Below are 25079 nucleotides of genomic sequence, written 5' to 3'. Positions count from 1 at the left end.
TTCGCCCTATTTGAAAATGCTTTCATGCTCTATCGTTAACCATAAGTTTATATTTGTGTAAACGAATACCTTACATTCAGTCCACTTGAAGGAGGAACAGCATGACACGCAAACTCAAACCGAAAGGCATCATTCCCAAGGTAACTGCACTGGCCATCACATCAGCCCTGGTCGGACAGTTAGTCGCATCATCTGTCTATGCGGGGGATACCCTTCCCTACACAGGTGACAGTGCCAAAGGCGCCAATCAGCCCTATCAGCATGGCTACACCTCTGCACAGATTCTGAATTGGACACCCGAGAGTGACATCTATGGAGAACTGCTTCGTGCACATGTACCATTGCAGCCACGTAATGATGCCTTTGCCGCCACGCAGGCCTACCCCGAACTTAGCCCGGACACCCAGCTCTTTACGATGAGTGGTGATTACGGCAATGCGTTCTTCGACAGTACCCCTTATACCAACGAATTTAGCCAGTATCTGTTCAATTATTGGCAATATACAGACTATTACAGTTACTGGCATGGCATGGCTTCTGCCGGAGTGCCGGAAGAGTTATATGACCCGAATAAGGAGTGGACAGAGCGATATTTCGAGTTCGGTATTCTGAACATTCCGAACCCGGCTTACACCAATGCCGCGCATAAAAACGGCGTTCGTTCCATTGCCAACATTTTCTTCTCCGATAATGACCGTGGTCCTCAAACGTACAAGCAGATGCTCGTACAGGATGAAGACGGCAATTTCCCGGTCGCTGTCAAACTGGCCGAGATGGCCAAGTACTATAATTATGATGGATACTTCTTCAATCAGGAAGAGGTAGCCAAAGGCGTTGCCCCTGAAGACATTCCATCCTACAAAAAATTCATGCAAGATTTAAGAGATCAAGGTCTCTATGTTCAGTGGTATGACTCAACCATTAATACGACGGGAGAGATTCAATACCAGAATGAGTTCAATGAACTCAACAGCCCCTTTGTACAGGACACGGCCCTGGGCAGAGTTTCGGACTCCATTTTCCTGAACTATGTTTGGAACCATGAGATGCTGCAGGATTCACGTGATCATGCCGTCAGCCTTGGACTGGATCCGCTGGAAACCGTCTTTGCCGGAGTTGAAGGCGGCCATGACCGGTTCGGTCGATGGAAACAGCTCTATGACCTGCGGAACAATCTGGATGAAAACGGCCAGCCGATGAACAGCATAGCAACGCTGGGTGCGGATTTCACCCATAATGCCCTCGATGAAGAGATGGGCGATGGAAGCACCAATCACAGGGCTGAAGACGAATATCAGTGGATGACCTTTGTGCGCGATCGTGCCTGGTGGTCCGGACCGAATCAGGACCCTACCGAAGCCCGCCGCAATGCATCGGTTGATCTGTCGGATGTCTACGCTTCCGGAGCCAACTGGGACGGTATAGCCGCCTACCTTACGGAACGTTCCGTCATTCATGGTTCAAACTTTGCAACCAACTTCAATACCGGACATGGTCTGCAATATTATGAAAACGGGAAGGTATCCAATGATACCGAATGGTCCAACATCAACATCCAGGATATCCCTGTCACCTGGCAGTGGTGGATGGATAGCGAAGGGGATGCGCTGAGTGTTGATTTTGACTATGGCCCAACTTATGAAAAAGGTGCCCGTTACCAATACGATTCCATTGGGGCTTTCAACGGCGGTAGTTCTCTTGTCGTTAATGGTGATCTGAACGCGGAGAACTTCCTGCGCCTATACAAAACAGATCTATCCGTTAACGCTCAATCTAAACTGGAACTCACATATAACAAACCATCGAAGAGCGACAAGTCCAACCTGCAAGTTGGGTTAATTCTGGAAGATGATCCATCCCATGTGGCCAAAGTCAATGTCCCGAATTCAGGCAAACAAACGAAAGGCTGGACAACAGCTTCCCTGGATTTGAGTGCCTATGCGGGCCAAAAAATTGCGGCTTTCGGACTGGTGTTTGACCCAAATGGAAAAATGATTGAAGATTATCAAATGAACATCGGTGAAATCCGTATCTTCGATGGATCTGCTGCCAAACCAGATGCTCCTACAGGTTTCCACATCGCCAAGTCTCTGACCAATACAGATGAACTTGTTGTGGAATGGGATATGGAAGACTATTCGAAGGTTAAGCAATACAATTTATATGAAAATGGATCCTATGTTGGCGGAATTTATGATTCCACCTATTACATTAAATCGTTGGAAAATCGTTCTGGCAAGCTATCTATTCGTGCCGTGGGCGCAGATGGCCGTGAGAGTGAGCCTGCAACCCTGTCCTATAATTTGGACGCAGCCGTTCAGGATATTCAAGTGAAATATAACAAACAGGGCGACGCTACCGTCAGCTGGAAATATCCTAAGAAAATCAAAGGTAAGGAAGCGATCGAGCTCACCCTGCAAACCGAATATACGAATGAACCTTTCACAAAGACCGTTCAGCTCAAGAAAGGAAAATCTTCTGCTGTCCTGACGGGATTGCCGACGAATGGTGAACACTATGTGCTCAACATTGCCATAGGCAAGCAACAACCAGTCACAGTTACTGGACAATTGGCTGATCATCAGATTACACCATACGCGAAGGAAAAGGTCACGGTAAATGATGGAAAATACACACTTGCCCTGCCTGATCTGGAGGACTGGTACAAAATCTATGTTTACGAAAATGAAGTACCTCGCGAATTCGGGGTGACTTACGTTACGCAAAAATTCCCGTATATTATCCGGGGAAGAACAAAGTTGAGTGAGATGACCTTCACACCTGCATCCAGCAGCAGCTCGCTCAAACTCGTTATCGAAGACTATGCCGGCAACAAAGCAACTACCATCTTAAGATAACGGTTTCAGCAAATTAAAGGTTAATGCTGTAAGAAAATTAAAACCCTGATTGGCAACAGCCCTTTCCACTTCAACAGGAGGCGGAGAGGGCTTAATTCATATGGTGACATATGTACATGGCGCTATAAGAAACTGTTCAACCCACCAAATATCAGACCCAACACATTAAAATAGATCATAATAAAAGATAAGAACAGAGCGATGGGTAGAATGAATAAAATCTGCATTTTAATTCTTGGAATGAAAATCAGGAGAACCGTGATCATCATTAAATAGAATCCCATTAATAAGGGGATTAAATAATAATGCGTGTGGACAGGTAGATAGGCATTTCGTAATTCAAAACCTTCTACCAGCAAAACGGTGATTGGAAGGGATGCAATTAAATATGAAAATCCCCCCACTCCTCGCGCGTACCAAATCAGATATGCACATATGGGAGATATCACTGCACATATCCCCCAAAATAAAATAGCTTTTGTTGGGAAAAAGTGTAGAAACAACACGGTATATACATAGTACACGGTAAGCATGGATGCAAAGAAGACAAATGCTTTGACAGCAGCTAGTTTGGGAGAACAACTGAAGACCGATAATAGTGTTGCAGCGAATACCCAGATTCCGAGACGTCCGCCAATATCGTCAAATAGGGGATTAATTCCCGGAGTATCTACAAGCTTGGCTGCTAATCCTAAGACAACTCCAATCATTGCTGCAGTTGCGATTGAAAAAACAGTTTGTTTTGCTGTTGGTCTACTCACAATTCTAATCCCGTCTAATTTGTCCTGTACCCTCATGACTTCCCCCCAGTGTTTCAATCTTCTTAATTCAGATGACGATGAATTACCAATAGAAAGCAAAATTAGGTGCATAAGCTTTTACTCAATATATAATAGTAGAATATTCCAATAGTTTCTTCTAGTGTATCCGTAGCTAGGCAAACTAATAAAAAGGCGAGCCTCCTTTAATTAGGGGACTCGCCTTTGATCTCTTTTATAAATAAAAAATTTATGAAGTTCCTTTTTGCTTGCTCGCCTGCATCTGCTGGGCGAATCGCATCATCTCTTCAAACTCTTCCTCGGATACTCCATCGCTTTCAGCGGCAACATCCTGAACAATCGGGATTTCGGGCTTGGCTTTGGCTCCTTTGCCGTATGTACGGGAACGGGTTCCGGCTGCACCAGCAGCCTGCTTGCCTTTTACCTTGGCCTGGTCACGAATATATTGGACTGCCTTCTCATATGAATTGATCTGCTTCAGCAGCATGTTGGAAGCAATCGCTTCAACAAAATTACGGTTAATCCGCTGTTCTCCGCCCGACACAAGGAGCTGCATCAAGTAATGGATAAGAACATTAATAACTTCACCAGGCAGCTTATAGCTCAGATCAATTTTCTCAAAGATATCGACCAGATTATCCGGTACGGCACCTGGGAAAAACGTCTGTAACAGTCGTGTATATGGTTCGTTACGAAGCATCATATTGTATTGATGAATATCACATTTGGTTGCAAACTGTGGTGGAACCTCCACATAGTATTCCATCTGCACCACATGTTCCACTGGCGGTTCTCCGGAATCGCTCTGCTGCTCAGGCTCGTCCAGATGCTGCCTCAGGGCGACTACTTTGGCTGCCTGTACGGTCTGCTGCTCCTGCCGTTTCTTGGTCTGACGGAACTGCAAGCTTGCCCTATGCTGAAGATCGTCCAACATCAGCTGTCCTTGCGGACTGAAGATATCATCCTCATCCAGTAAACGGCACACTTCCTGTACACTGAGATTAAACTTGTTCACCACATAATTCACAATGCCCAGCTGCTCATGATCGAACCGGAGCTTTTCCACATGACGACGGTTCACCGACTCGCGCGGAAAACGCAAAATAATGTCGGCATAATTCAACGTAAGCTCTTCCGTAGCGACACTTGTCCCACTCCGCTGTGCGGATGTGGATACTTCCGAGAGCGCCTGCTCCAACTCGTAATCTATCACATGCGTATTCAGTTCGAATATATCGTAAAAAGGAACCGAGATATTTTCTTTGCTCGCTGCAGGATAAGGAGCGTCCCCGTTCTCCACTGCCGAAAATCCCGAACGCAGGGAGAGAACAGCAAACTTGCCAATCTTGTCACGAAGCAGCAGTGTCAAATGCTGTGTACGGAAGAACTCTGCAGGTGACAGCGGTGGCTGCAGCTCATATTCATAGATGTAATCATCATTCTCCGGAATGTAAAGGCGTGACGTCTGAAGCAATCCGACCGCTTCCAGCTTGGAAGCCTGCTCCACCAAATACTTGCGGCCCTTTTCACTTGGCTCGAGTCCAAGTGTCATGAACAATTTTCGTTGCTGTTCAAGGGGTGAGTAACCGACCTGTTCACCGGGAAGATGCTGAAACAACAGCCGATACAAGCCAATTGCGAAAGCACCTACCATGGGCTGATATGCTCCGGTAAGCATACGATCGTCCAGAGCACTAAGTCCAAACTCCCTGTATACGCAGTAGCGATGATGTTCAGTATAATGCAGCAAATTCTTCATGCGCATGGCTTGATCTCCTTCTCCCCAAAAGTGTGTTTATCTATTCTATCATAAATGCTTGATCTTCAAATGTTCAAAAACAGGTAAAAAGATGGCCTGTTCTCGCTCCGTTTCGTCCTAGGTCGACAGCATTCACGTTTTCGCAGAGTTGCTAGAATACTATAAAAGCTCCAGCCATATAAAACAAGTGAAACTATTTAGAAATGGTTATCCACATGTGTATGCAGCTCAGCGATTCTTTTATGTCTATTTTTCATTACATATGACAAAAAGCCCTCCCTTTGCTCGCGTAAGCGGTTACGAGAAAGGCAAGACTCTCTGTTTCAATTAGCCATGGCAGACAGGGAAAAGATATGAAGCTCCAGCCTGTTAAAACATTTTATATCCGCCCAGTCGAAGTTTGCGAATGGTCCAACCACTGATGATTGCGCCTGCGAGCCCAGCCACACCGGTCAGATAATCGACGATCTGGAACGAGCCCAGATGGGTCATCAGTGAAGCCGTGTGATCCCACAAGGAATACACCACGACAGGCAGGATCACAATGATGAACAGGTAAGAAGGAAACCATGTAGTCTTCATCAACATATTCAGAATGAAACCGATCCCAAACATCATCACGAAAAATAACACCATTAATACCAGCACAGGTATAAACTGCATCGGGTGACGTTCACCTCTTCTTATGAACTCAGGGCTTATTTTGCATAACTTACTGTATTTTCTTCTCTGGCTAGTAGTTAGTGTACCGCAAAAAATGTGGCGAAGCAACGAACTTTCTGGATAAATCCTCCTATATTCATGTTCTCTTCATTTGCCCTTGTGCTTGGTGTTGGGATACAATGTAAACGATATAGTTTTTCTTAACCGTCCCTCATGGGATTTGGAAATATAAACTGCAGGAGGAACAGAACCAATGAACGAAGCCGCATCAACACTGGAGGGCTGGTATGCCCTGCATGACTTCCGCTCGATTAACTGGGCCGCTTGGAAAGCAGCCGATGACGAGGAACGTGCCGTAGCACTGGACGAGCTTCAGGAGTTTTGGAAAGAATGGAAGGATGTCGAAGATTCCTCAAAAGGAAGCACTGTGGTCTATACTGTAGTCGGCCAAAAAGCTGACCTTGTCATGATGCACCTGCGTGAAACGCTTGAGGACCTCAAGGCCGTCGAGAACGCGTTCAACAAAACGATGTTTGCCCAATACACCACCAAATCGTATTCCTACGTCAGCGTCGTGGAACTGAGCAACTATCTTGGCAAAGAAGGCGAAGATCCGATGCAAAACCCGGAAATCGTTGCACGTCTCAAGCCGGTATTGCCACAGCGCCAGTACATCTGCTTCTACCCAATGAACAAAAAACGCGAATTGGCCGACAACTGGTACATGCTGTCCATGGACGAACGCCGCAGCATGATGCGCAGCCACGGCATGATTGGCCGCAGCTATGCTGGTAAAGTCAAACAGATCATTACCGGATCCGTTGGTTTCGACGATTGGGAATGGGGCGTTACCCTGTTTGCAGACGATGCACTCCAGTTCAAAAAACTGGTTTACGAAATGCGGTTTGATGAAGTTAGCGCACGTTATGGCGAATTCGGTTCGTTCTATGTGGGAAGCCTGCTGGGCGAAGGTTCGCTGGAAGACATGTTGAAACTGTAAATAAAACACAAAGCACCGATGACAACTCCCGTAGGAGAACGTCACCGGTGCTTTTTTTATGGTATTCATTTTGTACAGAAATGTTCAAACTCCGAATTAATCCCGGTCCTCTTCTTCTTCCATTGCCTTGAGCGATTCCAGAAACTCGGCCGTGGCCCGGTCACGATCCCGTCCCTTTTCCTTCAACCGCTCAATCGCAGGCAGGATGAGAATGTCCACTTCCTTTTGCACAATATAAGCGAGGTCATACTGGTTCTGCTCCTCCAGATAACCGCCTACCTGCATCAGGGCGTTATAACGATCCAGCTCATCACGCGTAAGCAGGCCGCGAACTTGAACACTGCAATGTCTCATCCAAAAAACCGCCCCTTCTTCAGTACAAGCGGGATTCCACCAATGATGAACAAATACCGGAGATCCACCAGTTTCTTCAGTTGGGCAGCTTTCCAGCCCTTGTATTTTTTACCGCCAACCACAGCAATGGCTTCCCCTTTACCGAGCGAAGCAACCGTTCCCTTGCTGGTAAATACAAAGGGCTGTGGCTGTTTTTTGCGAATGGCAGCGACAACGTTTTTGGCACAGTTCACACCTTGCTGCATGGCAATCTGTGCTGTTGGTGGATATGGACGTCCTTCCCCGTTAAATACGAGTGAATTGTCACCAATAACATAGACATGCTCATGTCCCGGAGCTCGCAGATATTCGTCCACTTTTACCCGGCCGCGCATCACTTCAAGTCCAGCCTGTTCGAGCAGTGCGTTACCCCGGATTCCACCGGTCCATACTACCGTGGCTGCATCAATTTTTTCCCCTTCACCCACAATGACGCCATCCGGCAAGCATTGCTTGATCGGAACACCGATTTTGAAGGTTACGCCTTTTTTCTTGAGCACATTCATTGCATGCTCTACCAGCTCCGGATCGAAGCCAGGCAGGGCAGAAGGCGCAGCCTCTACGTTGTAGATATGCACATTTTTCGGATTAACGTCGAATTCTTTACACAACTGCGGAATGCGGTCAGCAAGCTCCGCCACAAACTCGACTCCGCTGAAACCTGCCCCGCCCACTACAAAACGAATGCGGTTACGTTTATTATCGTTTTTGTACATGGCAAACTGATATTCGATATGCTCACGAATGAGTCGTACCGAGTTGATGCTGCGAATCGTCATGGCATGATCCAGCATGCCCGGAATACCGAAGGTCTCCGGTTCACCGCCGAGTCCAATGATCAGGTAGTCGTAGGATAACGTTCCATCTTCCAAAATGACCTTACGGTCCTGCAGACGAATCTCCTTCACCGATGACTTGACCAAATCAATTTTGAATTCATCAATCAGTTTGGAAATCGGCACCCTCGCATGCTCAATCGTATCCGTACCGGCTGCTGGCATATGTAGGTGTGTTGTAATATAGTGATAATCATGCCGATTCACAAGTGTGACGTCGGCTTCATTATAATTTAATTCCTTCTGCAGCCGCTGGGCTGTTAAAATCCCGCCATAGCCCGCGCCGAGAATGACGATTTTGGGAATGCTGCTCATGTCTTAACCCCTTCCGGTTTCACTCACATCATCTACTTTTACAACATTTTGTATCATCATTCGGGTAGCATACCTTCAGCTGTACTTACTACAAAATATGGATGAGGTCTTATCCATATGACGACAAATGTTAACTTCACGAATTTATTTGAATATTTTGTATGTACATGTCCAATTAAAGTTGTGAAATTATACACAAGAATCAACAAATTACAGGTCTTGTCTTCGTTTTACAAATTGGCTTTTATTTAGACAAAAAAACACATAGTACAGGTCAAGAATATCTGTATTTCTGGTAAATATCAAGGTTTTTTTTGTTATCTTTCATAACCTTTCATTTCCAATTTCATCCTATTCTCACCTGATCTTCATCAATTGTTCCCAAGTTAGTCCCGTTACCAACTTTGCAACCCAGTTTACACCGTTTATAATGAGAAAGACAGTTCAGCAACAAACGCTGGCTACATGAGGTATCCGGCTACATTATTTCTGTTAACTACCTATTAAAATAAGAAAGGTGTTGTTGATTCTTGACTGCACAAACTGCCGGTCATGACATGACCGATTTACTTATTATTGGTGGCGGCCCTGCGGGTCTGTTTGCCGCATTTTACGGAGGGATGCGTCAGGCATCCGTTACTCTGGTTGAAAGCATGCCACAACTTGGCGGACAATTGGCTGCGCTATATCCTGAAAAATACATTTATGACGTTGCAGGGTTTCCCAAAGTAACAGCTCAGGAATTGGTAAACAATCTGATTGAGCAGATGAGCCACTTTAACCCGAATATTCGTCTCGAAGAAAAAGTAGTATCCGTTGAAAAACTGGACGAGCGTCATTTCATCGTCAAAACCGATGTGAACGAATATCATGCCAAAGCTGTAATTATCACTGCCGGTGTTGGTGCATTCGAACCGCGTCGTCTGGAACTTGAAGGTGCTGCCAAGTTCGAAAAATCGAACCTGCATTACTTCATCAGTGATCTGAACGCCTTTGCCGGCAAAAAAGTACTGATCAGTGGTGGCGGTGACTCTGCCGTAGACTGGGCACTTATGCTGGAGCCAATCGCAGAACAAGTAACCCTGATCCACCGCCGTGACAAATTCCGTGCACATGAGCACAGTGTAGAGAACCTGATGAACTCCAAAGTCAACGTGGTTACACCTACGGAGATTACGGAGCTGCATGGAGATGACGCCATTACCAAAGTCACGCTGTCACATGTCAAAACCAAAGAAACACAAGAAATTGACGTGGATGCCGTGATCGTGAACTTTGGATTCGTATCATCGCTCGGGCCCATTGCCGAGTGGGGTATTGAGATCGATAGCAATTCCATCGTTGTTGACTCCCGTATGGAGACATCCATTCCAGGTATTTTTGCCGCCGGGGATATTACAACATATCCAGGCAAGCTGAAGCTGATCGCTGTTGGGTTTGGTGAAGCACCAACCGCTGTTAACAACGCGAAGGTTTACTTCGATCCAGATGCGAAGTTGTCCCCAGGACACAGCAGTAATATGAAACGATAGTTTCGTTCCAATCACATAAATGACACAAAAAAGGGTATCTTACTCCTGAACATTCAATATCAGGAGGGATACCCTTGTCTTATATATGCCCGCTGTGTAACGGTCTGGTTGTACCGGAGCAGGCTTGTCCCCACTGCCTTCAGGGACTGTCAGAATGCGGCAAATTGGACGATTACACCGGACCGTACAGCCCCTATTCGTTACAGACTTCCATGGTAGAGGAAGACGGAAACGAAAACGGTTGCATGCATATGTTGTACTGTCACCATTGCCATACAAGCACCCTCTGGTCTGTAGCACAATGGGACATGTCCGGAAACCAGTAACATTGCCTGCAATGAGGATCTCTAGTGAAGAATGGCAGATACGTCGGTACCCAGTTTGCGCTTATGGATTTCTGCCAATAGCAGCGCGATGAAATCTCTCTCGAGATTAAGCTCAATCGCCTTATGGTAGGAATCCAATAACATCTCATCGGATAACATAGCCATTTCCCGCCACAACCTTTCCTTTTTTTTCCTCAAAACTATCATATCAGAGATTTATAAAGAGAACAAGCGTTCTGTTATCCACAAGGTTTTGTGGAAATCCTGTGCATAGGTTGTTGATAAATGGTAAAAATGTTGATTAAGCAACGTGGATAATGTGGATATTACTTATGCACAGGATCGTAACGTTTCTATTAGAACGAATGTCAGAGAATTTTTTTTAGCTTCAACTCATAGTTTTAAGACGTTTCCGTGTAAATTACCCATTTTGTTTTCATTTCAAACGTTTTCCAGAAATATTTTCTCTATATGTTTATCGGTGTAATCTTGGTTTTTTTTATATTTTTTCACTTTTTTTATTGAGGTCTGGTGTTCACTTCCAGAATCCATATCTTCCCGGAGTGATCGAGCCCATAATCGAACCCGAGTTGACCTACACCTGGAAATTGCCTTTCCATAATCTGAGTGCATGTCAACGTCAATGAACGCATCTCCCGGCGTTTGTGTCTGGTGGATATATGAGGGAGGGATAAACCAAGGGCCCTTCTGCCCTGCAGCATCGTCCCGCCTTTGCTCAGATTGGTTACGCACAATCCGGGACGAGCCCAACGCCCTACCATAGAACGGAAAACCCAGCCTCGCTCGGTTTTGACGACTTTCACCCTGTAATCCACAGGTCTGCCCTGTATCGTTGCCAAATGAATTCCCTGTTGGATCAAGTATCTCCGTCTGACTTTAATTCGTACCAGAGAGCGATACATCTGCCCGTAGTTGGTAAATGTACGTGTAACTTTCATATGCGTATAGCGGTAGTTTCCTCCGCTTGTGGATACCCTGATAACACCATAACCTCCGCCACCGACTACAGGTTTGATATACACCATTCCATAACGGCTGAGCATGTGCAGCAGATTTCTCGAATTAAATGCCATCGTCTGCGGGATATGAATAGCTGCTACCGGATATTTCATCAGTGCCGCCGTCTTCAGCCATTTGCTTGCAAGCTGTCTTGACATGGGTTGATCTCCTTTCCTGAACAATGGTCCTTCCATATACATACTCAACAGAAGCCTTCCTTTCTTGGATGTCTGTCCAAGGCGATTGCCCCTTTTCAATAGGAAGCGTCCATAGGCTTGTTTATAGAAAGGCACACTCGCCTGGTTTACTTTTCAAACGCATCAATCTGTCGTATGCTACTAAGGAATGTAATGGGAAGGCTTAAATATGAGGATCTAAGGAGCGTTCAGAAAATATGGAAGCATTTTTCAAATCACTGTATGGCGTAGCCTATGTCGCAATGTCTATCGTGCTGGTCGCCGTCACAGTACTTCTTTTCGTTACAGGTATTCGGCTGTTTATGAAGAAACGCAATCGCGGTTTTGCTGTAAGCTGCATCCTGTTTGCCTGTTTCATTGTCTTCATTATTGTGGTAATGCTGACCACGCCCTTCTCCTCCACCCCTCCAGGTTCACCGGAAGCCATGGCTGCCCTGCTGCAACTTGGGTAGAATACCTGTCTAGAAGGAGATGCATATGAACTCAAAAGGAACTCTCGGCATTATCGATATTGGCTCCAACTCCATTCGTCTCGTCATTTACGAATTGGATCATGAAGGAGCTTACCGGATCATTCATGAAGATAAATATGCTGCCCGCCTCAGCAACGTGGTTGAAGAGGATGGACAGATTCTGCGTCATTCGCTAGACCAAGCCATCACGGTCTTACAGCAATTCAAGGCTACTTGTGACGCATTCCAAACGAAAGTCATCCGTGCTGCGGCAACAGCTGCCATTCGCAATGCACGCAACGCTGCGCAGATCATTGGCTGGCTTGAAGAGGAGACTGGACTTGAGATCGAATGTGCCTCCGGGGATCAGGAAGCGTATTACGGCTTTCTTGGGGTTATTCAGTCTATTGACCTGCAAGATGGCTATGTCGTGGATATTGGTGGCGGCAGTACCGAAGTAACCGTATTTCGGGATCGCAAAAGACTCCACAGCATCTCTCTGCCCATCGGTGCCGTAAACTCGCATGCCAGGTATGGCGGGGAGGATTCCTGGTCTGAAGCCCATGTTGCTGCGCTGTGCAATGATGTCATTCAGGCACTGAAAGATCAGGATTGGGTCCGTCAGCATCCAGGCCTTCCGCTCATCGGTCTCGGAGGTACCATGCGTACTCTGGCCAAAATTGAGCAAAAAAGAACACAATACTCGTTACCACTGACCCACCACTATGAGATCAACGCTTCAGCCATGGAGAACCTGTCCAAATCCCTGCCTTATCTGACATCTGGTCAGCGCAAAAAGGTGCCTGGTCTGGCAAAGGACCGTGCTGACATCATTGTGCCAGGTGTTCTGATTCTCAGAACGGTCTTTGAGATAATTCAAGGAGATCGTTATGTTGTAAGCGGAGCGGGACTCCGAGACGGGATTCTGCGTGATCTGATGGAGCCCTACCGGCCAGCTGCTCCCACTGCACTTGAGGACAGCATCCGCAACTTTATTCATTTTGGCCCGCCAGTTCCGGAGAAGAAGTTGAAACAAATCCATCAGGATGCAACCGTGCTCTATGAGGCATTGGATGGGGACACACCCAAACCAGCAGATGCACGAATTTTGTATACAGCCTGCATGCTTCATGGGGCAGGAAAACAAATCAATTATTTCCGTTATCCCCAGCACTCGGCGTATTGGATCATGAATGCGGGCATATACGGACTTTCACACCGGGAGACCGTGCTGACTGCTATTGCAGCCGATTATCATCCAAAAAAAAGAACGCCCCAGCTGCTGAATAAGCACCGGGACATTCTGAAGGATTCGGATGAACGACACGCTCACCGACTAGGCTCCATCTTGCGCATAGCCGAGGCCATTCATCGTTCAGAGCAAGTCTCTGCGATACGTGTAAACAAAGAAAACGGCTCGCTGCAGATCAAACTCATCTGCTCAGCCGAGCCGTTACTGGAAATGCATGGCCTGGAAGAGGCCACCAAGGATCTGGAAGAAGCTTGGGACGTTAAGTTGACATACTCCACTCTGCAGGCTTCCAAGGAATAATGCCCATTGCCTCCGTCTGACTTCTCAGCGGGGGCTTTTCGTTTTCCACAAATACATAATTGCCGCCAGGCATCAATTCCCTTGCCTTCACATTGTCATTCAGGGACAAATTCAGGATGTCGACAAGCATCTTCTTGAGTGACGGGTCAAATACCGGGCACATCAGTTCAATTCTCCGTTTCAGATTCCGGGTCATCCAGTCTGCGCTGGATATATATACATCCGGGTTCCCGCTGTTCTCAAAGTAAAACAGGCGAGAATGCTCCAAAAATCGATCCACGATACTGATTACACGAATATTTTCGCTGAGTCCCTCAACACCTGGGCGAAGGCAGCACACCCCGCGGACAATTAAATCGATCTGTACACCAGCCTGGGATGCAACATATAATTCGTCAATCATATCCTGATGAGATAACGAGTTGATTTTGGCAATAATGCGGGCCCGTTTCCCCTTGAGCGCATGTTCTGTCTCTCTCCGTATGAGTGAAAACAGTTCATCCTTCATGCCATCCGGAGCAACTCGGAAAGCCTGCATGGCCTTCGGTCCCGAATAACCAGTTATTTCATTAAAGAGTTCCGACGCATCTTCACCAATGATCGGATTGGAGGTGAACAGTCCTACGTCTGTGTACACCTTCGCCGTACTCTCGTTATAGTTACCTGTTCCAACGTGCACATAACGTCTTAATCCGTTCTGTTCCCTGCGCACAACAAGGATAATTTTTGCATGGGTCTTCAAACCAACCAAACCATATACAACGTGGCAGCCTGCCTTTTCCAACTTACGCGCCCACGCAATATTACGTTCTTCATCAAAGCGTGCCTTCAACTCCACCACAACGGTCACTTGTTTGCCACTCTCTGCTGCATGAGCCAAGGCCGGGATGAGACGTGAATCGCCGTTTACCCGGTACAATGTCATCTTGATCGCCATGACTCGTGGATCTTCCGATGCTTCAAGGACAAAATCAGTGACTGGTTCAAACGATTCATAAGGATGATGAACAAGTACGTCCCGTTTGCGCAGCAGTTCAAAATGGCTCTCCCGCGGTAAAAATTCCGGTGGATACACTGGCTTGACCGGGCTATATTTCAAGTGAGAGAAGCCTTCGATGCTGTCTACAAATCCAGCCAGGAAACTCAGATCCAGCGGACCATCGATCTCATATACTGGATCCTGGATCTCAAATTCTTCCTGCAGCTCAAGCAGAGCATCCGAACGAAAGTCCTTGCATACTTCAAGCCGCACTGGAGCTCCCCGGCGTCGGCGCCGCAGTTCCTGCTCAATCGCTTCCAGCAAATCTTCCGCTTCCTCTTCATTAATGAAAAGGTCCGCGTTACGGGTTAGCCTGAATTCCTGGACAGCCAGCGGAATATATCCGCTAAACAGGGTATGTGTATGATGTTTAATTAGATCTTCTATTAAAATGAATGTTTTCTTTTTGCTGTTCGCACGCAAAGGTACGGGAACGACACGCGGCAGATTGGAGGGTACCTGAACAATCGCAAAAAACGGTTCATCCTCCTGCTCCTCTTCCTTCTGAAGCATCACGGCCAGATAGACCGATTTGTTATGCACCAGTGGAAATGGTCTACTCTGGTCCACGGCCATGGGTGTTAGTACCGGGAAAATAATATCGTGAAAATATTGATCCATTGCCCGTTGCTGGGTTCCATTAAGCTCGTTATACTCTTGTATAACAACTCCCTTTTTGGCGAGCAGGCGAATCAATTCCCGATACGTTTTATATTGCTCAGCCACCATGGCACCTGTTCGTTTGATCAATCTCCGATACAAACCGGACGGGGTGTATCCTGTGAAATCCTTTTGGGTAAACCCTGCTTTAATTTTCTCTTTCGTCTCTGCTACCCTTACACTCATGAACTCGTCCAGATTACTGGCTACAATTCCGAGGAATCTCAACCGTTCCAACAGAGGTGTGGTGGGATCCTGAGCCTCCTGAAGCACACGACGATTAAATTCAACCCAGCTTAAGTCACGGTTAACATAGTTGCCTGTTTTAATATCTCTATGCATGTATGGCCTCCGAATGTGTTGCATATCAATCCTTGTTTAGTTGGTTCTACTATAATTGTACTATCCGTGATTGGATACAAGCGTCATCGCAGTGTAAAAGCAGTGTAAAATTTATGTAAATGATACCTCATGACGATAACTTTTTCCATCCCTTTACAAAGTGCAATAGACAGAGTAAAGTGAGGTACAGTGCGATTTGGTCCGGTTGCTGTCCTTATTCCAAATACGTCGTTATTAAAGGAGTATATAATGAAATCGAATAAACCTAGAACGTTACAAAAAAATATAGAATTTTTCACCGCCGCCCTGTCCCAATGTGTCGTAACGGCATGGCAAGAAGACCCGGCTGGTGTATATTGCGAAGTGGGTCGCGGGATTGTGGAGCGGATCAGCGAAGACAGCGTGCGTATTCGTAACGAGAACGGAACGAAGAGTCATTATGCACGAGATATTACGATGTTCCAGACCGAAAAATAATTTTGCGTTCATACGAAAAAAAAGACTAGCTTTCCGAAACTAGGTGTTGTATACTCTTGCCACAAGGAAAGGAGGTGCGTCAACATTTCTAATCACATGTTGAACGTGTCCCTTACCCGATCCACTAGCTCAAATTAAATGAGACTGGTGGAGGCGCGGGATACGGATCAAGGTTTTGAAAAGCGCCACGGGTAGAAAAGCCGTCTTCGGACGGCTTTTTTTATTTGTCCTTTTTTGTGTAGGAGTGGTTTAAAAAACAACCAAAATATTGGAAATGAACCCTGTAGCGGCACAGTCCCTCCCGCCTATAATTAGATTGCAACTCATTCTAATATTCAGGGAGGAATATTTTAATGGCCAGATTTGTAAGGGGTTACAAAACTTCGATTGTCCTTGTTTTCGTTTTGTTGTTCACTTCCATTATGCTGCCCGCAGGTCAGCATGCCGGTGCTGCTCCCAGCTTCGCCAAAGGGGCAGATATCAGTTGGGTACCGGGCATGGAAGCACAAGGTTACAAGTGGAAAGACAAAAATGGTGTACAGCGTGACATTATTGATATTTTGAAAAACGATTATCAGATCAATTCGGTTCGTATTCGGGTGTTCGTTAATCCGTCCAATGATTATGGCAACGGATATATGAATAAGGATCGCGCCGCAGCTTTGGCACAGCGGGCCAAAAATGCAGGCATGAGCGTCATGTTGACTTTACACTATAGCGATTCATGGGCTGACCCTGGGCAACAAACCAAACCGGCTGCCTGGAAAAATTACACCTTCCAACAGCTGATGGATGCGGTATGGAATCATACACGTGACGTGATGACGGCCATGCAAAGCAAAGGGGTAACACCTGACTGGGTGCAGATCGGAAACGAAACCAGCAACGGCATGTTATGGGAGGATGGCAAAGCTTCCACGAACATGAAAAATTACGCTTGGCTGGTGAACACGGGCCATAATGCCGTCAAGTCCATGAGCACAGGAACCAAAACAATTGTGCATCTGGCGGGCGGAGACGATAACGCACTGTATGTATGGAATATTGGTGGATTAATCAATAATGGGGCTAACTTCGATATGATTGCCATGTCCCTCTATCCTTCGGCTTCCGGCTGGAACACAGCGGTGACGAACACGGTGAACAATGCGAAAGACCTGATCAATCGCTACGGCAAAGAAATCATCATTTCCGAGATCGGCATGGACAATAACCAGGCTGCTGCAGGCAAAAGCTTCGTGGCTGCCATGAAAAATCAAATTCGCAACCTGCCAAACGGAAAAGGAAAAGGCATTTTTTACTGGGAGCCGCAAGCTACTCCAGGGTATAACGGTGGTTATGGCAAAGGCGCTTGGCAGTCGAATATGATGCCGACAGTGGTCATGGAAGGATTTATCGACTAGACCCGGTCGAGTATGCGAAAAGGCGCTGACCCCGGTGGGCCAGTGTCTTTTTTACGATGTCTGGGCTGACACCGTTGGTTTTTTGGCATGCATACGAATATAATAAGCTACAAGAGAACTTATCGTTTCTAGAGGAGGTTCAGGGATGAGCTTTTTAAAAGGATTAGGACAGTTCGCAGGGGAAGTTACCGGAAAAGTACTTGGTGGCAGCGTAAGGGTTGTCGGTGAGATCGCAGGCAGCCCCTTCATTAAGGAGGTTGGCAACGGCGTAGAGAAAGCTACGATTAACACGGGGAAAACGGTAGGACAATTAGCAAGTGGTACATATGACCTGGCCAGCGGTGCCATTCGAAAAGACGATGCCGCGGTCGAGACAGGACTTGCTGATTTGGGAGATGCTGTGACCAATACGGCAAAAGGTGTCGCCGTTTCAGCCAAATATGTGTATAACGGTGGCAAAGATGTTGTCGTAGGCATGAAAGAAGAAGATATGGACCGAGTGAAGCTTGGTGCCAAGCATCTTCTGGCGGCGGCTGCAGTGACTACTCTTGCTGTTGGTGTCATCGATGCCGTTGATGGTGCTGATGGTATGGATACAGCGACCATTGTGGAGCCCACAGATATCACCAAATCCACCGAGAATTCATAAAGCATACACTTAATTCATTCGCAGCATTAAACCTTGATACAACATGATACTCCAATGATAATAAAGGCAATCTGCTTCATCGCTGGCCCTCGTTAAACAGCTTCTCATCATGTCTTTAGCCCCCTGCTACATCCATATCTCTATAATAAAAGAAACGGACACTGATCTATTGGAATGATCGGCGTCCGTTTTCGGTTTCATGGTTAAACAGGTTTATTTCGCTTCGCCTACAACAGTAAAGCGTTCATTTTTGTGCTTTGCATTTTCAATTTCATCTACAAGAGCAATGGCATAGTCTGCATAGCTGATGTAGCTTTTGCCTTCACTGTTCAGAATGATGTGATCTTTACCCGTTTGATATTTTCCAGTGCGTGCACCCTCGGGATTGAAGAAGCTTGCCGGGCTGAGGAATGTCCATTGAATTCCAGAGGATGCTTGCAGGTCCTGCAGGTTTTTTCCTTGGTTTGTTGCTGTTGGTTTGTATGCATCAGGGAACCCTGGCGCATCAACGACACGCAGGGAGTGCGTCTCATCAGTGAACAGACTGCCAGCCCCGCCTATTACGATCAGGCGAGTTTGAGGAGCATCTTTCAGGATGTTAATCAGAGCTTGTCCCACTTCCACATGCAGATGTTCTTTTCCGGCTGGTGCGCCGAATGCATTCACGATAACATCGAAGGCTCGAGCATCCTGTGAAGTAAGATCAAATACATCCTTCTCCAATACGTTCAAGCTTTTGTCTTCCACCTTGGAAGCATTACGTACAATTGCAGTTACTTCATGGCCTCTGCTCGATGCTTCTTTCAGGATTAAATTACCTGCTTTACCTGTTGCGCCAATAATTCCGATTTTCATCATAATCTCTCCTTTAAGTTTGATTTGTGGGATAACTTATATTGTAACTATATTAGTTACAACTAATTTTGTCAACTATCCCTCGCTGTAAAAAATTATCATTTCGTCAAAACAAAAAGACCCTGATAGGTTATCCATTACAGACGTTCCTCATCATTACGGGTCTAAAATTTAGGTTTCACCAATATATTATTGCCTGTGCCGATCTCCTTGTCCGTTCTCTTACTTCATCGTTACTTTGCCTTCTTTCCGGATCGACTTATATGCAGCCAGAGCAATTGATGCGGCCAGCAAACCATCTTCCCCGGTCACGGGAACACCTTTTTCAGCTACAAGAGCATCCACGAAATCCTGCAGCATGTAATAATTCATATGCTCTCCCCAGTAGCTCCATCTTGCTTTATCCTCCAGATCGCTGTATACCTCATTCGTCTGTGCAAAAGCATCCATATGTATGACACCTTCCGTACCGATGATATCCAGCTTCATATCTCCCCAGAACGGATAGTTCCGGTTTCTCGACCAGCTTGTATCAATGAACGCAATTATTCCCTGTTCGAATTCGATATGCACCATCCCCGAATCTTCCACTTCCAGATCATGAAATAGGTGCCCTTGCTCCGCATATACCGCTAACGGTTCCCGCTTAAACAACCACCGAAGCAGATCAGCAATATGAACCGTATGATCCAAGATTGCTCCACCGCCGGATAGAGAAGACTCCACAAACCATCCCTCTGGTGCTGTCCCGCGATTGTATCCTTTAACCGCAACCACTTGCCCTATGTCTCCTCGTTCCAGCGCCTTCTTCGTCTCCACAACGGCAGGCAAATATCTGCAGGGGAATGCAGTCATCAGCTGCACCCCGTATTTGGAACAGATTTCGATCATAATCTTCATTTCATCCATAGCTACTCCAAGTGGTTTTTCACATAAAACATGCTTGCCCGCGCGGGCACTATCCTTGACCATGCTGGCATGATTCACATTCTCTGAACATATAATCACGGCATCAATCTCAGGAAGCTTCAGCATATCGCGATAATCATCATAGTAAGAGAGATGCCCGTGTTCAAGAAGACTCTGAACCCGCTCCCTGTTCTCATCAGCGATGGCAACGACCTCTGCATTCTCAATCGTGCCAAGCTCACGATAGTAACTGAAGGCATGAGAATGAGCGAAGCTAATCATACCAATACGTAGCCGTTTCATCCGATTAATCCCTCCTTTTCCTCGAAACCCAACATGTTCACAGGCAGCCCGCTATGAGCAGATTTGAGTGCAGCCCGTGCGACCTTGGAAGCCATACAAGCATCCTGGAAAGTGACCTCCGGCTGAGACCCCGACTGGATACATTGGATGAAATGAGACAATTCACGGTCATAGACAGTTTCAAACTCAGAATTTTTCCGTAAAACGATAGGGTTATGCTCTCTGCTCGGGTCTGCCCCTGTCGTTGACATGCACTCTGCTGATACCACAGCCCGATGAATCATCACGGATTTGGTCACTTCAGAATTGGCATGGATGACTCCCCGATCGCCTGCAAATTCCATTGCTGTCTGAAATGGTCCCGGGTATCCCCACATGCCTTCCAAATTGGCAATGGCTCCCTGTTCAAATCTCAAGGTTACCCAAGCATAATCCAGGTGAGGAAAGGTTCTACGCTGAGCATATACGGAACGCACCTCTCCAAGCAGGCTGCGCATATAATCAATGTCATGGATCATCAGATCCATAATGACACCACCGCTGTCCCACTCATTGTTGTACCAGTTCTTCATCAGCCCCGGATGGGGCCCGATACGTCTGGCATGAACAACCCCAGGCTTTCCTATTACTCCGGCTTTGATCTGACGGGCTACATCAGCATAGGCAGGGAAAAAGCGGCCCACATGGGCAATCAACAACTGCACCTGATTTGCACGACAAATGACCTCCATCATTTCAGCTTCTTTGGCCGTTGAACTAACAGGCTTCTCGCAGATTACATGCACGCCTGCTTCAGCAGCCATCACCGTATACGTACAGTGCAGCGATGTAGGCAGACAGATGCTCACCACTTCCGGACGCCCTTCGTCTAGCATATCCTCGAAACGGCTGTACGCCTTCGTTCCACATGTATTGGCCAGCCTGACTGCTTCGTCCTCCTCGACATCACAAACACCAACCAGTTCAACGTCTTTCAACTTGGCATAACTTCTCGCATGAACTCCTCCCATCGTTCCACACCCCAGTACAGCAACTCTCACAGCTTAACCCTCCTTCATTCAGGTCTTTGTTCCAGTCTTCAATTCATATCTTATTCTGTCTTATATCTGTCATAGGCTGCTTCATATACCTTCATATACTCCTCCAGCCCCATCTTGTTTAGGGTGTTCACAAACTCATCCCACTGATCAAAACTTGCGCTTCCATTAACGAATTTCGCTTCCATCTCGGTCACGTAATCCTGTATGTCTTTGCCGACAGAGGACATGAATTCAGATTCTTCCTGCGTGAAGTTAAAGTTATACCAGATGTCCTCTACAGCATGATCTTTCGCCTTGTCGGCTGCCTGTAGTGAGCTTGGTAGAGTTTCCGAACCTTTGAAGTAATCTTCTTTAACCAAACCAGGGTAGCTACCGCCGAGCCACGTAAAATATTTGGCTAAGGCCTGATCCTGGGTCAGCCCGTCCGGATTCGATGTGATATCCTGGGTATACTGCAGATTTCCTTCTGCATCCTTTTCATAGGTCTCCCCTTCTTTCCCCATAAAGTAGAGCAGGGCTCCTTCATCACTATAGAAATGATCCATCCAACGGATTGTGGCTTCAGGATTCTCGTTTTTGTCCGTAATCGCAAAGGCGCCCACATGCACCATAGGCACTTTCACATGGGAATACAACTGTTCGCCGTCAGGGCCTTCGAGGGCTCCAAGACCGATGAAATTCTTTTGCCCCATCACTGTCTCCGGATTAGGAACCGTTGTGGCACCAAGCGTTCCTGCCTGTCCTTTTGCATTCAGGGCTCCGCCGTCCAGTGTAAATATCTCGGGATCCAGCAGTCCTTCTTGGTGCAGCTTGTTCACATATTTTAGCACTTCCTTGTACTGAGGCAATGTTTTGGTGAAGCGAAGCTCACCTGTGCCGGGTTCCACATCAACCAACTTGTGTCCAAGTCCACGGTTACCAAGGCCCCATGCTCCTTTGACATGATCAATTATGCCCGTAATGCCTGTTGCGCTAAAAGGAATCTCATCGTTTTTACCGTTACCATTGAGATCCGTCGTTTTGACGGCTTTCAGATATTCATAAAAGCTCTCGGTTGAATCCGGTTCTTCCATGTTCAGCTGCTCCAACCAATCTTCATTAATCCACAGCGGTGCACCAATCAGCATGGATAATAGTGCCGGATCATAGAAGGATGGCATGGAATAGATGTTTCCATCCGGCATCGTCAGTCCTTTACGAATATCGGGGTACTGCTCCATTAACCTTTTAAAATTAGGGGCATACTGATCAATCAGATCATTGAGTGGAAGAAACACACCCTGGGCACCATAGCGGGTCAATTCATCCGAAGTCACACGAGCCGAATAAAATACATCCGGATAATCTCCGCCTGCCAGAGCCAGGTTCCTCTTCTCGGTCAGAGTCTCAAAGGGAACCAGATTGAAGTTTACTTTGACGTTCGACATCTCACTATATGTTTTCCAGATCAGCGTTTCTTCAAATTTGCTTCCATTAGTGGTCGATTTTCCTGTAAAAAAATCCAATTCAATCGGTTCCTTCACGACCGGCATGCCAGTAGCATTCAGATTGGCCTGACTGTCCTGACCCTGTTCTGACGGCGTCTCTCCTGAACCACAACCAGCCATGAGTCCCGCTGTAATTACAATGGATAAGGTCAAGCTGCCCCACTTTTTAAACAACATCCATATGCACTCCTTTATAAAAAAACAAATTATGATTTACCCTTTAACTGCACCAATCATGACTCCTTTAATGAAGTACTTTTGCAAGAACGGATACAGAATCAGCATAGGCAGATTCGTAATGATTACAGCGGCATATTTGATGGCTTCAGCATCCATCATGCTTCTAGCCAGAGAATCGTCACTGATATCTACCATCTCTTGCATCTGTCCCTGAACCAGAATTTCGCGTAAAAACAACTGCAGTGGATACTTGTCCCGGTCTGACAAATAGATTAAAGCATTAAAATAACTGTTCCAGTGCCCCACCGCGTAAAAGAGGACCATTACGGCCAATACCGGGCCGGATAAGGGCAGAACAATTCGCAGCAGCACCTTCATGTTCGAACAACCATCCATAAAAGCAGCTTCCTGAATTTCCTTCGGGATAGAATTCTGAAAAAAGGTCTTCATAATCAGCATGTTCCATACAGACAATGCCGACGGAATAATCATGACCCAGAAGGTGTCAAGCATCCCAAGATCCTTGATGAGCAGATAGGTTGGTATCATGCCTCCACTGAAAAACATCGTAAACACAATCAGAATGGTAAAAACCGTTCTGCCTCTAAAATCGGGTCTGGATAACGGGTATGCTGCCGCAATGGTCATCACCAGATTAAGCAGGGTTCCCGCAACTGTGTATAACAAGGTGTTTCCATAGCCCTTCATCAGTTCGCTATTCGCAAACAGACGTTCATAACCAACCAACGAGAGGTTTTTGGGCCACAACCAGACTTCCCCGCGCATCACGTTTTCCGGATTACTGATCGACGCAATCCCTACAAAAAATACGGGATACAATACCACTACAGATACCAGACCCAGAGCTGCATAGATCATCCATTCGACTACACGGTCACCACGACTTTGTGCCATCCTCTCACCTCCCTTACCATAGACTGCTCGAGCTGACTTTGCGGGCAATCCGGTTAACGGTCAGCAGCAATATAAAATTAATAACTGAGTTAAACAAGCCGACAGCTGCGGAGTAACTGTACTGCGCACCCAAAATACCGCTGCGGTATACATTGGTTGCAATTACGTCCGATGCCTCCATGTTCAACGCATTCTGCATCAAGAATACTTTCTCAAAACCTACACCCATGATGGACCCTACATTAAGAATTAAAAGCACGACCATGGTCGGAGCAATCCCCGGAATGTTCACATGCCAGATTCGCTGAAGTCTGGTGGCTCCATCCACCTTGGCTGCATCATGCAGCTGTGGATCCACTCCGGCCAGTGCCGCCAAATAGATGATCGAGCTCCACCCCATCGTCTGCCATATACCTGACCATACAAATATACTCTTGAACCAACCGGGCTCCGTCATGAACGAAATGGCTTCTCCACCCAGAGCGTTAATTGCCAAATTAACTAATCCACTGACAGGAGACAGGAACATCATAATCATACCGACCATAACGACCGTTGATAAAAAATGAGGCATGTAGGTCACTGTCTGCACAAATCTTCTATACTTCCCGGATCTGACTTCATGGATCATTAACGCCAGTAAAATGGGAATAGGGAAGCCAACAATTAATTCGTACAGACCAATGCCAAGCGTGTTTTTCATGATTCGCCAAAAATAAAAGCTGTCAAAGAACCGTTCAAAATGTTTAAATCCTACCCATGGACTTCCGGTAATGCCTTTGTTGGCGATAAAGTCCTTAAAAGCAATCTGCACACCATACATGGGTACATAATGAAACACTACAAAGTAGATGATGACAGGCGAAAATAACAGATACAAATCCCAATTTCTACGAAACGAATGAAAACGGGATTTCTTCGCACGGCTTCCACTCACTCGACTCCCGTGTGCCTGCTCGTTAACGGATGTCGTCTGTTCCAAAATCAGCAATCCCCCCTTTTTTGCCTGCCTTATTACGACGGGCTCGGCTGCAAATTGAATGTTACAGCCCTTCGGCTCCATTGGGTATAAACCGTTTTTGGGATTCAGGTCTTTCCTTGCGAAATTTACATAATTCGTGATTTTTCCTGAAAAAAC

Annotated in this window: 23 protein-coding genes; 9 read left to right on the top strand and 14 right to left on the bottom strand. The window is 46.4% G+C overall.

All coding sequences use genetic code 11. The features are described from left to right. The first annotated feature begins 101 nt into the window (after nt 1-101). The gene (locus tag MH144_RS22110) at nt 102-2858 is read left to right on the top strand and encodes an endo-beta-N-acetylglucosaminidase (protein WP_239304187.1); all 2757 of its coding nucleotides are present in this window, start codon (nt 102-104) and stop codon (nt 2856-2858) included. Nucleotides 2859-2980: 122 nt separating this feature from the next. On the opposite strand, the gene MH144_RS22105 is transcribed toward MH144_RS22110, so the two are convergent. The 3 genes from MH144_RS22105 to MH144_RS22095 form a co-directional block, all read right to left on the bottom strand. Beyond that, the gene (locus MH144_RS22105) at nt 2981-3655 is read right to left on the bottom strand and encodes a hypothetical protein (protein ID WP_239304185.1); all 675 of its coding nucleotides are present in this window, start codon (nt 3653-3655) and stop codon (nt 2981-2983) included. Nucleotides 3656-3866: 211 nt separating this feature from the next. Continuing rightward, complete coding sequence (locus MH144_RS22100; protein WP_239304183.1) at nt 3867-5402, bottom strand: replication initiation and membrane attachment family protein; 1536 nt, start codon at nt 5400-5402, stop codon at nt 3867-3869. Between the two features lie 363 nt (nt 5403-5765). Beyond that, nucleotides 5766-6059, bottom strand: coding sequence for a YuiB family protein (locus tag MH144_RS22095; RefSeq protein ID WP_095292079.1), 294 nt, complete (start codon nt 6057-6059; stop codon nt 5766-5768). Between the two features lie 253 nt (nt 6060-6312). Here MH144_RS22095 and hemQ point away from each other — a divergent pair, with 253 nt between their 5' ends. Next, the gene (gene hemQ, locus MH144_RS22090; protein WP_095361279.1) at nt 6313-7059 is read left to right on the top strand and encodes a hydrogen peroxide-dependent heme synthase; all 747 of its coding nucleotides are present in this window, start codon (nt 6313-6315) and stop codon (nt 7057-7059) included. A gap of 96 nt (nt 7060-7155) precedes the next feature. Here hemQ and MH144_RS22085 read toward each other — a convergent pair whose 3' ends face one another. Together MH144_RS22085 and MH144_RS22080 are read right to left on the bottom strand one after the other, a co-directional pair. Beyond that, nucleotides 7156-7413, bottom strand: coding sequence for a hypothetical protein (locus tag MH144_RS22085; protein WP_095361278.1), 258 nt, complete (start codon nt 7411-7413; stop codon nt 7156-7158). Continuing rightward, nucleotides 7410-8603, bottom strand: coding sequence for an NAD(P)/FAD-dependent oxidoreductase (locus tag MH144_RS22080; RefSeq protein ID WP_175399242.1), 1194 nt, complete (start codon nt 8601-8603; stop codon nt 7410-7412). Before MH144_RS22080 ends, MH144_RS22085 begins: the two co-directional genes overlap by 4 nt. 557 nt (nt 8604-9160) lie before the next feature. Between MH144_RS22080 and MH144_RS22075 the strand changes: the two genes are divergently transcribed. Together MH144_RS22075 and MH144_RS22070 are read left to right on the top strand one after the other, a co-directional pair. Beyond that, nucleotides 9161-10135, top strand: a complete 975-nt coding sequence (locus tag MH144_RS22075) for an NAD(P)/FAD-dependent oxidoreductase (RefSeq protein WP_217990005.1) — start codon at nt 9161-9163, stop codon at nt 10133-10135. A 74-nt stretch (nt 10136-10209) separates the two neighbouring features. After that, nucleotides 10210-10461: a hypothetical protein gene (locus MH144_RS22070; RefSeq protein WP_239304181.1), complete on the top strand. Its 252-nt coding sequence runs from the start codon at nt 10210-10212 to the stop codon at nt 10459-10461. Nucleotides 10462-10482: 21 nt separating this feature from the next. Here the strand turns inward: MH144_RS22070 and sda are convergent, their stop codons facing one another. Further along, on the bottom strand, nt 10483-10626 hold the full coding sequence (gene sda, locus MH144_RS22065; protein ID WP_017692430.1) for a sporulation histidine kinase inhibitor Sda: 144 nt from the start codon (nt 10624-10626) through the stop codon (nt 10483-10485). 353 nt (nt 10627-10979) lie between these two features. Beyond that, nucleotides 10980-11639 carry a YheC/YheD family protein gene (locus MH144_RS22060; protein ID WP_239304179.1) on the bottom strand — a complete coding sequence of 220 codons (660 nt, stop codon included), beginning with the start codon at nt 11637-11639 and terminating at the stop codon, nt 10980-10982. A gap of 236 nt (nt 11640-11875) precedes the next feature. Between MH144_RS22060 and MH144_RS22055 the strand changes: the two genes are divergently transcribed. Beyond that, the gene (locus tag MH144_RS22055; protein ID WP_127538927.1) at nt 11876-12130 is read left to right on the top strand and encodes a hypothetical protein; all 255 of its coding nucleotides are present in this window, start codon (nt 11876-11878) and stop codon (nt 12128-12130) included. Between the two features lie 25 nt (nt 12131-12155). Then, nucleotides 12156-13682 (top strand): Ppx/GppA phosphatase family protein, encoded by a 1527-nt coding sequence (locus MH144_RS22050; RefSeq protein WP_239304177.1) that lies wholly within the window; start codon nt 12156-12158, stop codon nt 13680-13682. Here the strand turns inward: MH144_RS22050 and ppk1 are convergent. Next, nucleotides 13642-15723 carry a polyphosphate kinase 1 gene (gene ppk1, locus MH144_RS22045; RefSeq protein ID WP_239304176.1) on the bottom strand — a complete coding sequence of 694 codons (2082 nt, stop codon included), beginning with the start codon at nt 15721-15723 and terminating at the stop codon, nt 13642-13644. The genes MH144_RS22050 and ppk1 overlap by 41 nt on opposite strands. Before the next feature lie 249 nt (nt 15724-15972). Here ppk1 and MH144_RS22040 point away from each other — a divergent pair, with 249 nt between their 5' ends. The 3 genes from MH144_RS22040 (at nt 15973) to MH144_RS22030 (ending at nt 18252) form a co-directional block, all read left to right on the top strand. After that, nucleotides 15973-16200, top strand: coding sequence for a hypothetical protein (locus MH144_RS22040; protein ID WP_153979887.1), 228 nt, complete (start codon nt 15973-15975; stop codon nt 16198-16200). Nucleotides 16201-16622: 422 nt separating this feature from the next. After that, a complete protein-coding gene (locus MH144_RS22035) occupies nt 16623-17603 on the top strand; it encodes a glycoside hydrolase family 53 protein (RefSeq protein WP_239304367.1) in 981 nt (326 codons plus the stop codon). Between the two features lie 145 nt (nt 17604-17748). Further along, entirely contained in the window at nt 17749-18252 is a 504-nt protein-coding gene (locus MH144_RS22030; protein WP_239304174.1) for a hypothetical protein, read from the top strand. A gap of 213 nt (nt 18253-18465) precedes the next feature. On the opposite strand, the gene MH144_RS22025 is transcribed toward MH144_RS22030, so the two are convergent. The 6 genes from MH144_RS22025 to MH144_RS22000 all read right to left on the bottom strand — a co-directional run bounded on the left by MH144_RS22025 (nt 18466) and on the right by MH144_RS22000 (nt 24932). Continuing rightward, nucleotides 18466-19107 carry an NAD(P)-dependent oxidoreductase gene (locus MH144_RS22025; protein WP_239304172.1) on the bottom strand — a complete coding sequence of 214 codons (642 nt, stop codon included), beginning with the start codon at nt 19105-19107 and terminating at the stop codon, nt 18466-18468. Nucleotides 19108-19329: 222 nt separating this feature from the next. Continuing rightward, a complete protein-coding gene (locus MH144_RS22020; protein WP_239304170.1) occupies nt 19330-20319 on the bottom strand; it encodes a Gfo/Idh/MocA family protein in 990 nt (329 codons plus the stop codon). Beyond that, the gene (locus tag MH144_RS22015; RefSeq protein WP_239304168.1) at nt 20316-21359 is read right to left on the bottom strand and encodes a Gfo/Idh/MocA family protein; all 1044 of its coding nucleotides are present in this window, start codon (nt 21357-21359) and stop codon (nt 20316-20318) included. The genes MH144_RS22020 and MH144_RS22015 overlap by 4 nt, the downstream gene beginning before the upstream one ends. A gap of 50 nt (nt 21360-21409) precedes the next feature. Then, complete coding sequence (locus tag MH144_RS22010; protein ID WP_239304166.1) at nt 21410-23023, bottom strand: extracellular solute-binding protein; 1614 nt, start codon at nt 23021-23023, stop codon at nt 21410-21412. Between the two features lie 36 nt (nt 23024-23059). After that, nucleotides 23060-23941: a carbohydrate ABC transporter permease gene (locus tag MH144_RS22005; RefSeq protein ID WP_239304164.1), complete on the bottom strand. Its 882-nt coding sequence runs from the start codon at nt 23939-23941 to the stop codon at nt 23060-23062. 13 nt (nt 23942-23954) lie between these two features. Next, nucleotides 23955-24932 carry an ABC transporter permease gene (locus MH144_RS22000; protein ID WP_239304365.1) on the bottom strand — a complete coding sequence of 326 codons (978 nt, stop codon included), beginning with the start codon at nt 24930-24932 and terminating at the stop codon, nt 23955-23957. Nucleotides 24933-25079: the final 147 nt, after the last annotated feature.

This window comes from Paenibacillus sp. ACRRY, assembly GCF_022346995.1.
Lineage (GTDB): Bacteria > Bacillota > Bacilli > Paenibacillales > Paenibacillaceae > Paenibacillus.
Note: the sequence above shows the minus strand (reverse complement) of the source record. Positions and strands in the feature narration are given on the sequence as shown.

What these genes read in the sequence shown, in the direction of transcription:
- MH144_RS22110 (WP_239304187.1), top strand. Translation starts at nt 102, where the DNA reads ATGACACGCAAACTCAAACCGAAAGGCATCATTCCCAAGGTAACTGCA.
- MH144_RS22105 (WP_239304185.1), bottom strand. Translation starts at nt 3,655, where the DNA reads ATGAGGGTACAGGACAAATTAGACGGGATTAGAATTGTGAGTAGACCA.
- MH144_RS22100 (WP_239304183.1), bottom strand. Translation starts at nt 5,402, where the DNA reads ATGCGCATGAAGAATTTGCTGCATTATACTGAACATCATCGCTACTGC.
- MH144_RS22095 (WP_095292079.1), bottom strand. Translation starts at nt 6,059, where the DNA reads ATGCAGTTTATACCTGTGCTGGTATTAATGGTGTTATTTTTCGTGATG.
- hemQ (WP_095361279.1), top strand. Translation starts at nt 6,313, where the DNA reads ATGAACGAAGCCGCATCAACACTGGAGGGCTGGTATGCCCTGCATGAC.
- MH144_RS22085 (WP_095361278.1), bottom strand. Translation starts at nt 7,413, where the DNA reads ATGAGACATTGCAGTGTTCAAGTTCGCGGCCTGCTTACGCGTGATGAG.
- MH144_RS22080 (WP_175399242.1), bottom strand. Translation starts at nt 8,603, where the DNA reads ATGAGCAGCATTCCCAAAATCGTCATTCTCGGCGCGGGCTATGGCGGG.
- MH144_RS22075 (WP_217990005.1), top strand. Translation starts at nt 9,161, where the DNA reads ATGACCGATTTACTTATTATTGGTGGCGGCCCTGCGGGTCTGTTTGCC.
- sda (WP_017692430.1), bottom strand. Translation starts at nt 10,626, where the DNA reads ATGGCTATGTTATCCGATGAGATGTTATTGGATTCCTACCATAAGGCG.
- MH144_RS22060 (WP_239304179.1), bottom strand. Translation starts at nt 11,639, where the DNA reads ATGTCAAGACAGCTTGCAAGCAAATGGCTGAAGACGGCGGCACTGATG.
- MH144_RS22055 (WP_127538927.1), top strand. Translation starts at nt 11,876, where the DNA reads ATGGAAGCATTTTTCAAATCACTGTATGGCGTAGCCTATGTCGCAATG.
- MH144_RS22050 (WP_239304177.1), top strand. Translation starts at nt 12,156, where the DNA reads ATGAACTCAAAAGGAACTCTCGGCATTATCGATATTGGCTCCAACTCC.
- ppk1 (WP_239304176.1), bottom strand. Translation starts at nt 15,723, where the DNA reads ATGCATAGAGATATTAAAACAGGCAACTATGTTAACCGTGACTTAAGC.
- MH144_RS22040 (WP_153979887.1), top strand. Translation starts at nt 15,973, where the DNA reads ATGAAATCGAATAAACCTAGAACGTTACAAAAAAATATAGAATTTTTC.
- MH144_RS22035 (WP_239304367.1), top strand. Translation starts at nt 16,623, where the DNA reads ATGCTGCCCGCAGGTCAGCATGCCGGTGCTGCTCCCAGCTTCGCCAAA.
- MH144_RS22030 (WP_239304174.1), top strand. Translation starts at nt 17,749, where the DNA reads ATGAGCTTTTTAAAAGGATTAGGACAGTTCGCAGGGGAAGTTACCGGA.
- MH144_RS22025 (WP_239304172.1), bottom strand. Translation starts at nt 19,107, where the DNA reads ATGAAAATCGGAATTATTGGCGCAACAGGTAAAGCAGGTAATTTAATC.
- MH144_RS22020 (WP_239304170.1), bottom strand. Translation starts at nt 20,319, where the DNA reads ATGAAACGGCTACGTATTGGTATGATTAGCTTCGCTCATTCTCATGCC.
- MH144_RS22010 (WP_239304166.1), bottom strand. Translation starts at nt 23,023, where the DNA reads ATGTTGTTTAAAAAGTGGGGCAGCTTGACCTTATCCATTGTAATTACA.
- MH144_RS22005 (WP_239304164.1), bottom strand. Translation starts at nt 23,941, where the DNA reads ATGGCACAAAGTCGTGGTGACCGTGTAGTCGAATGGATGATCTATGCA.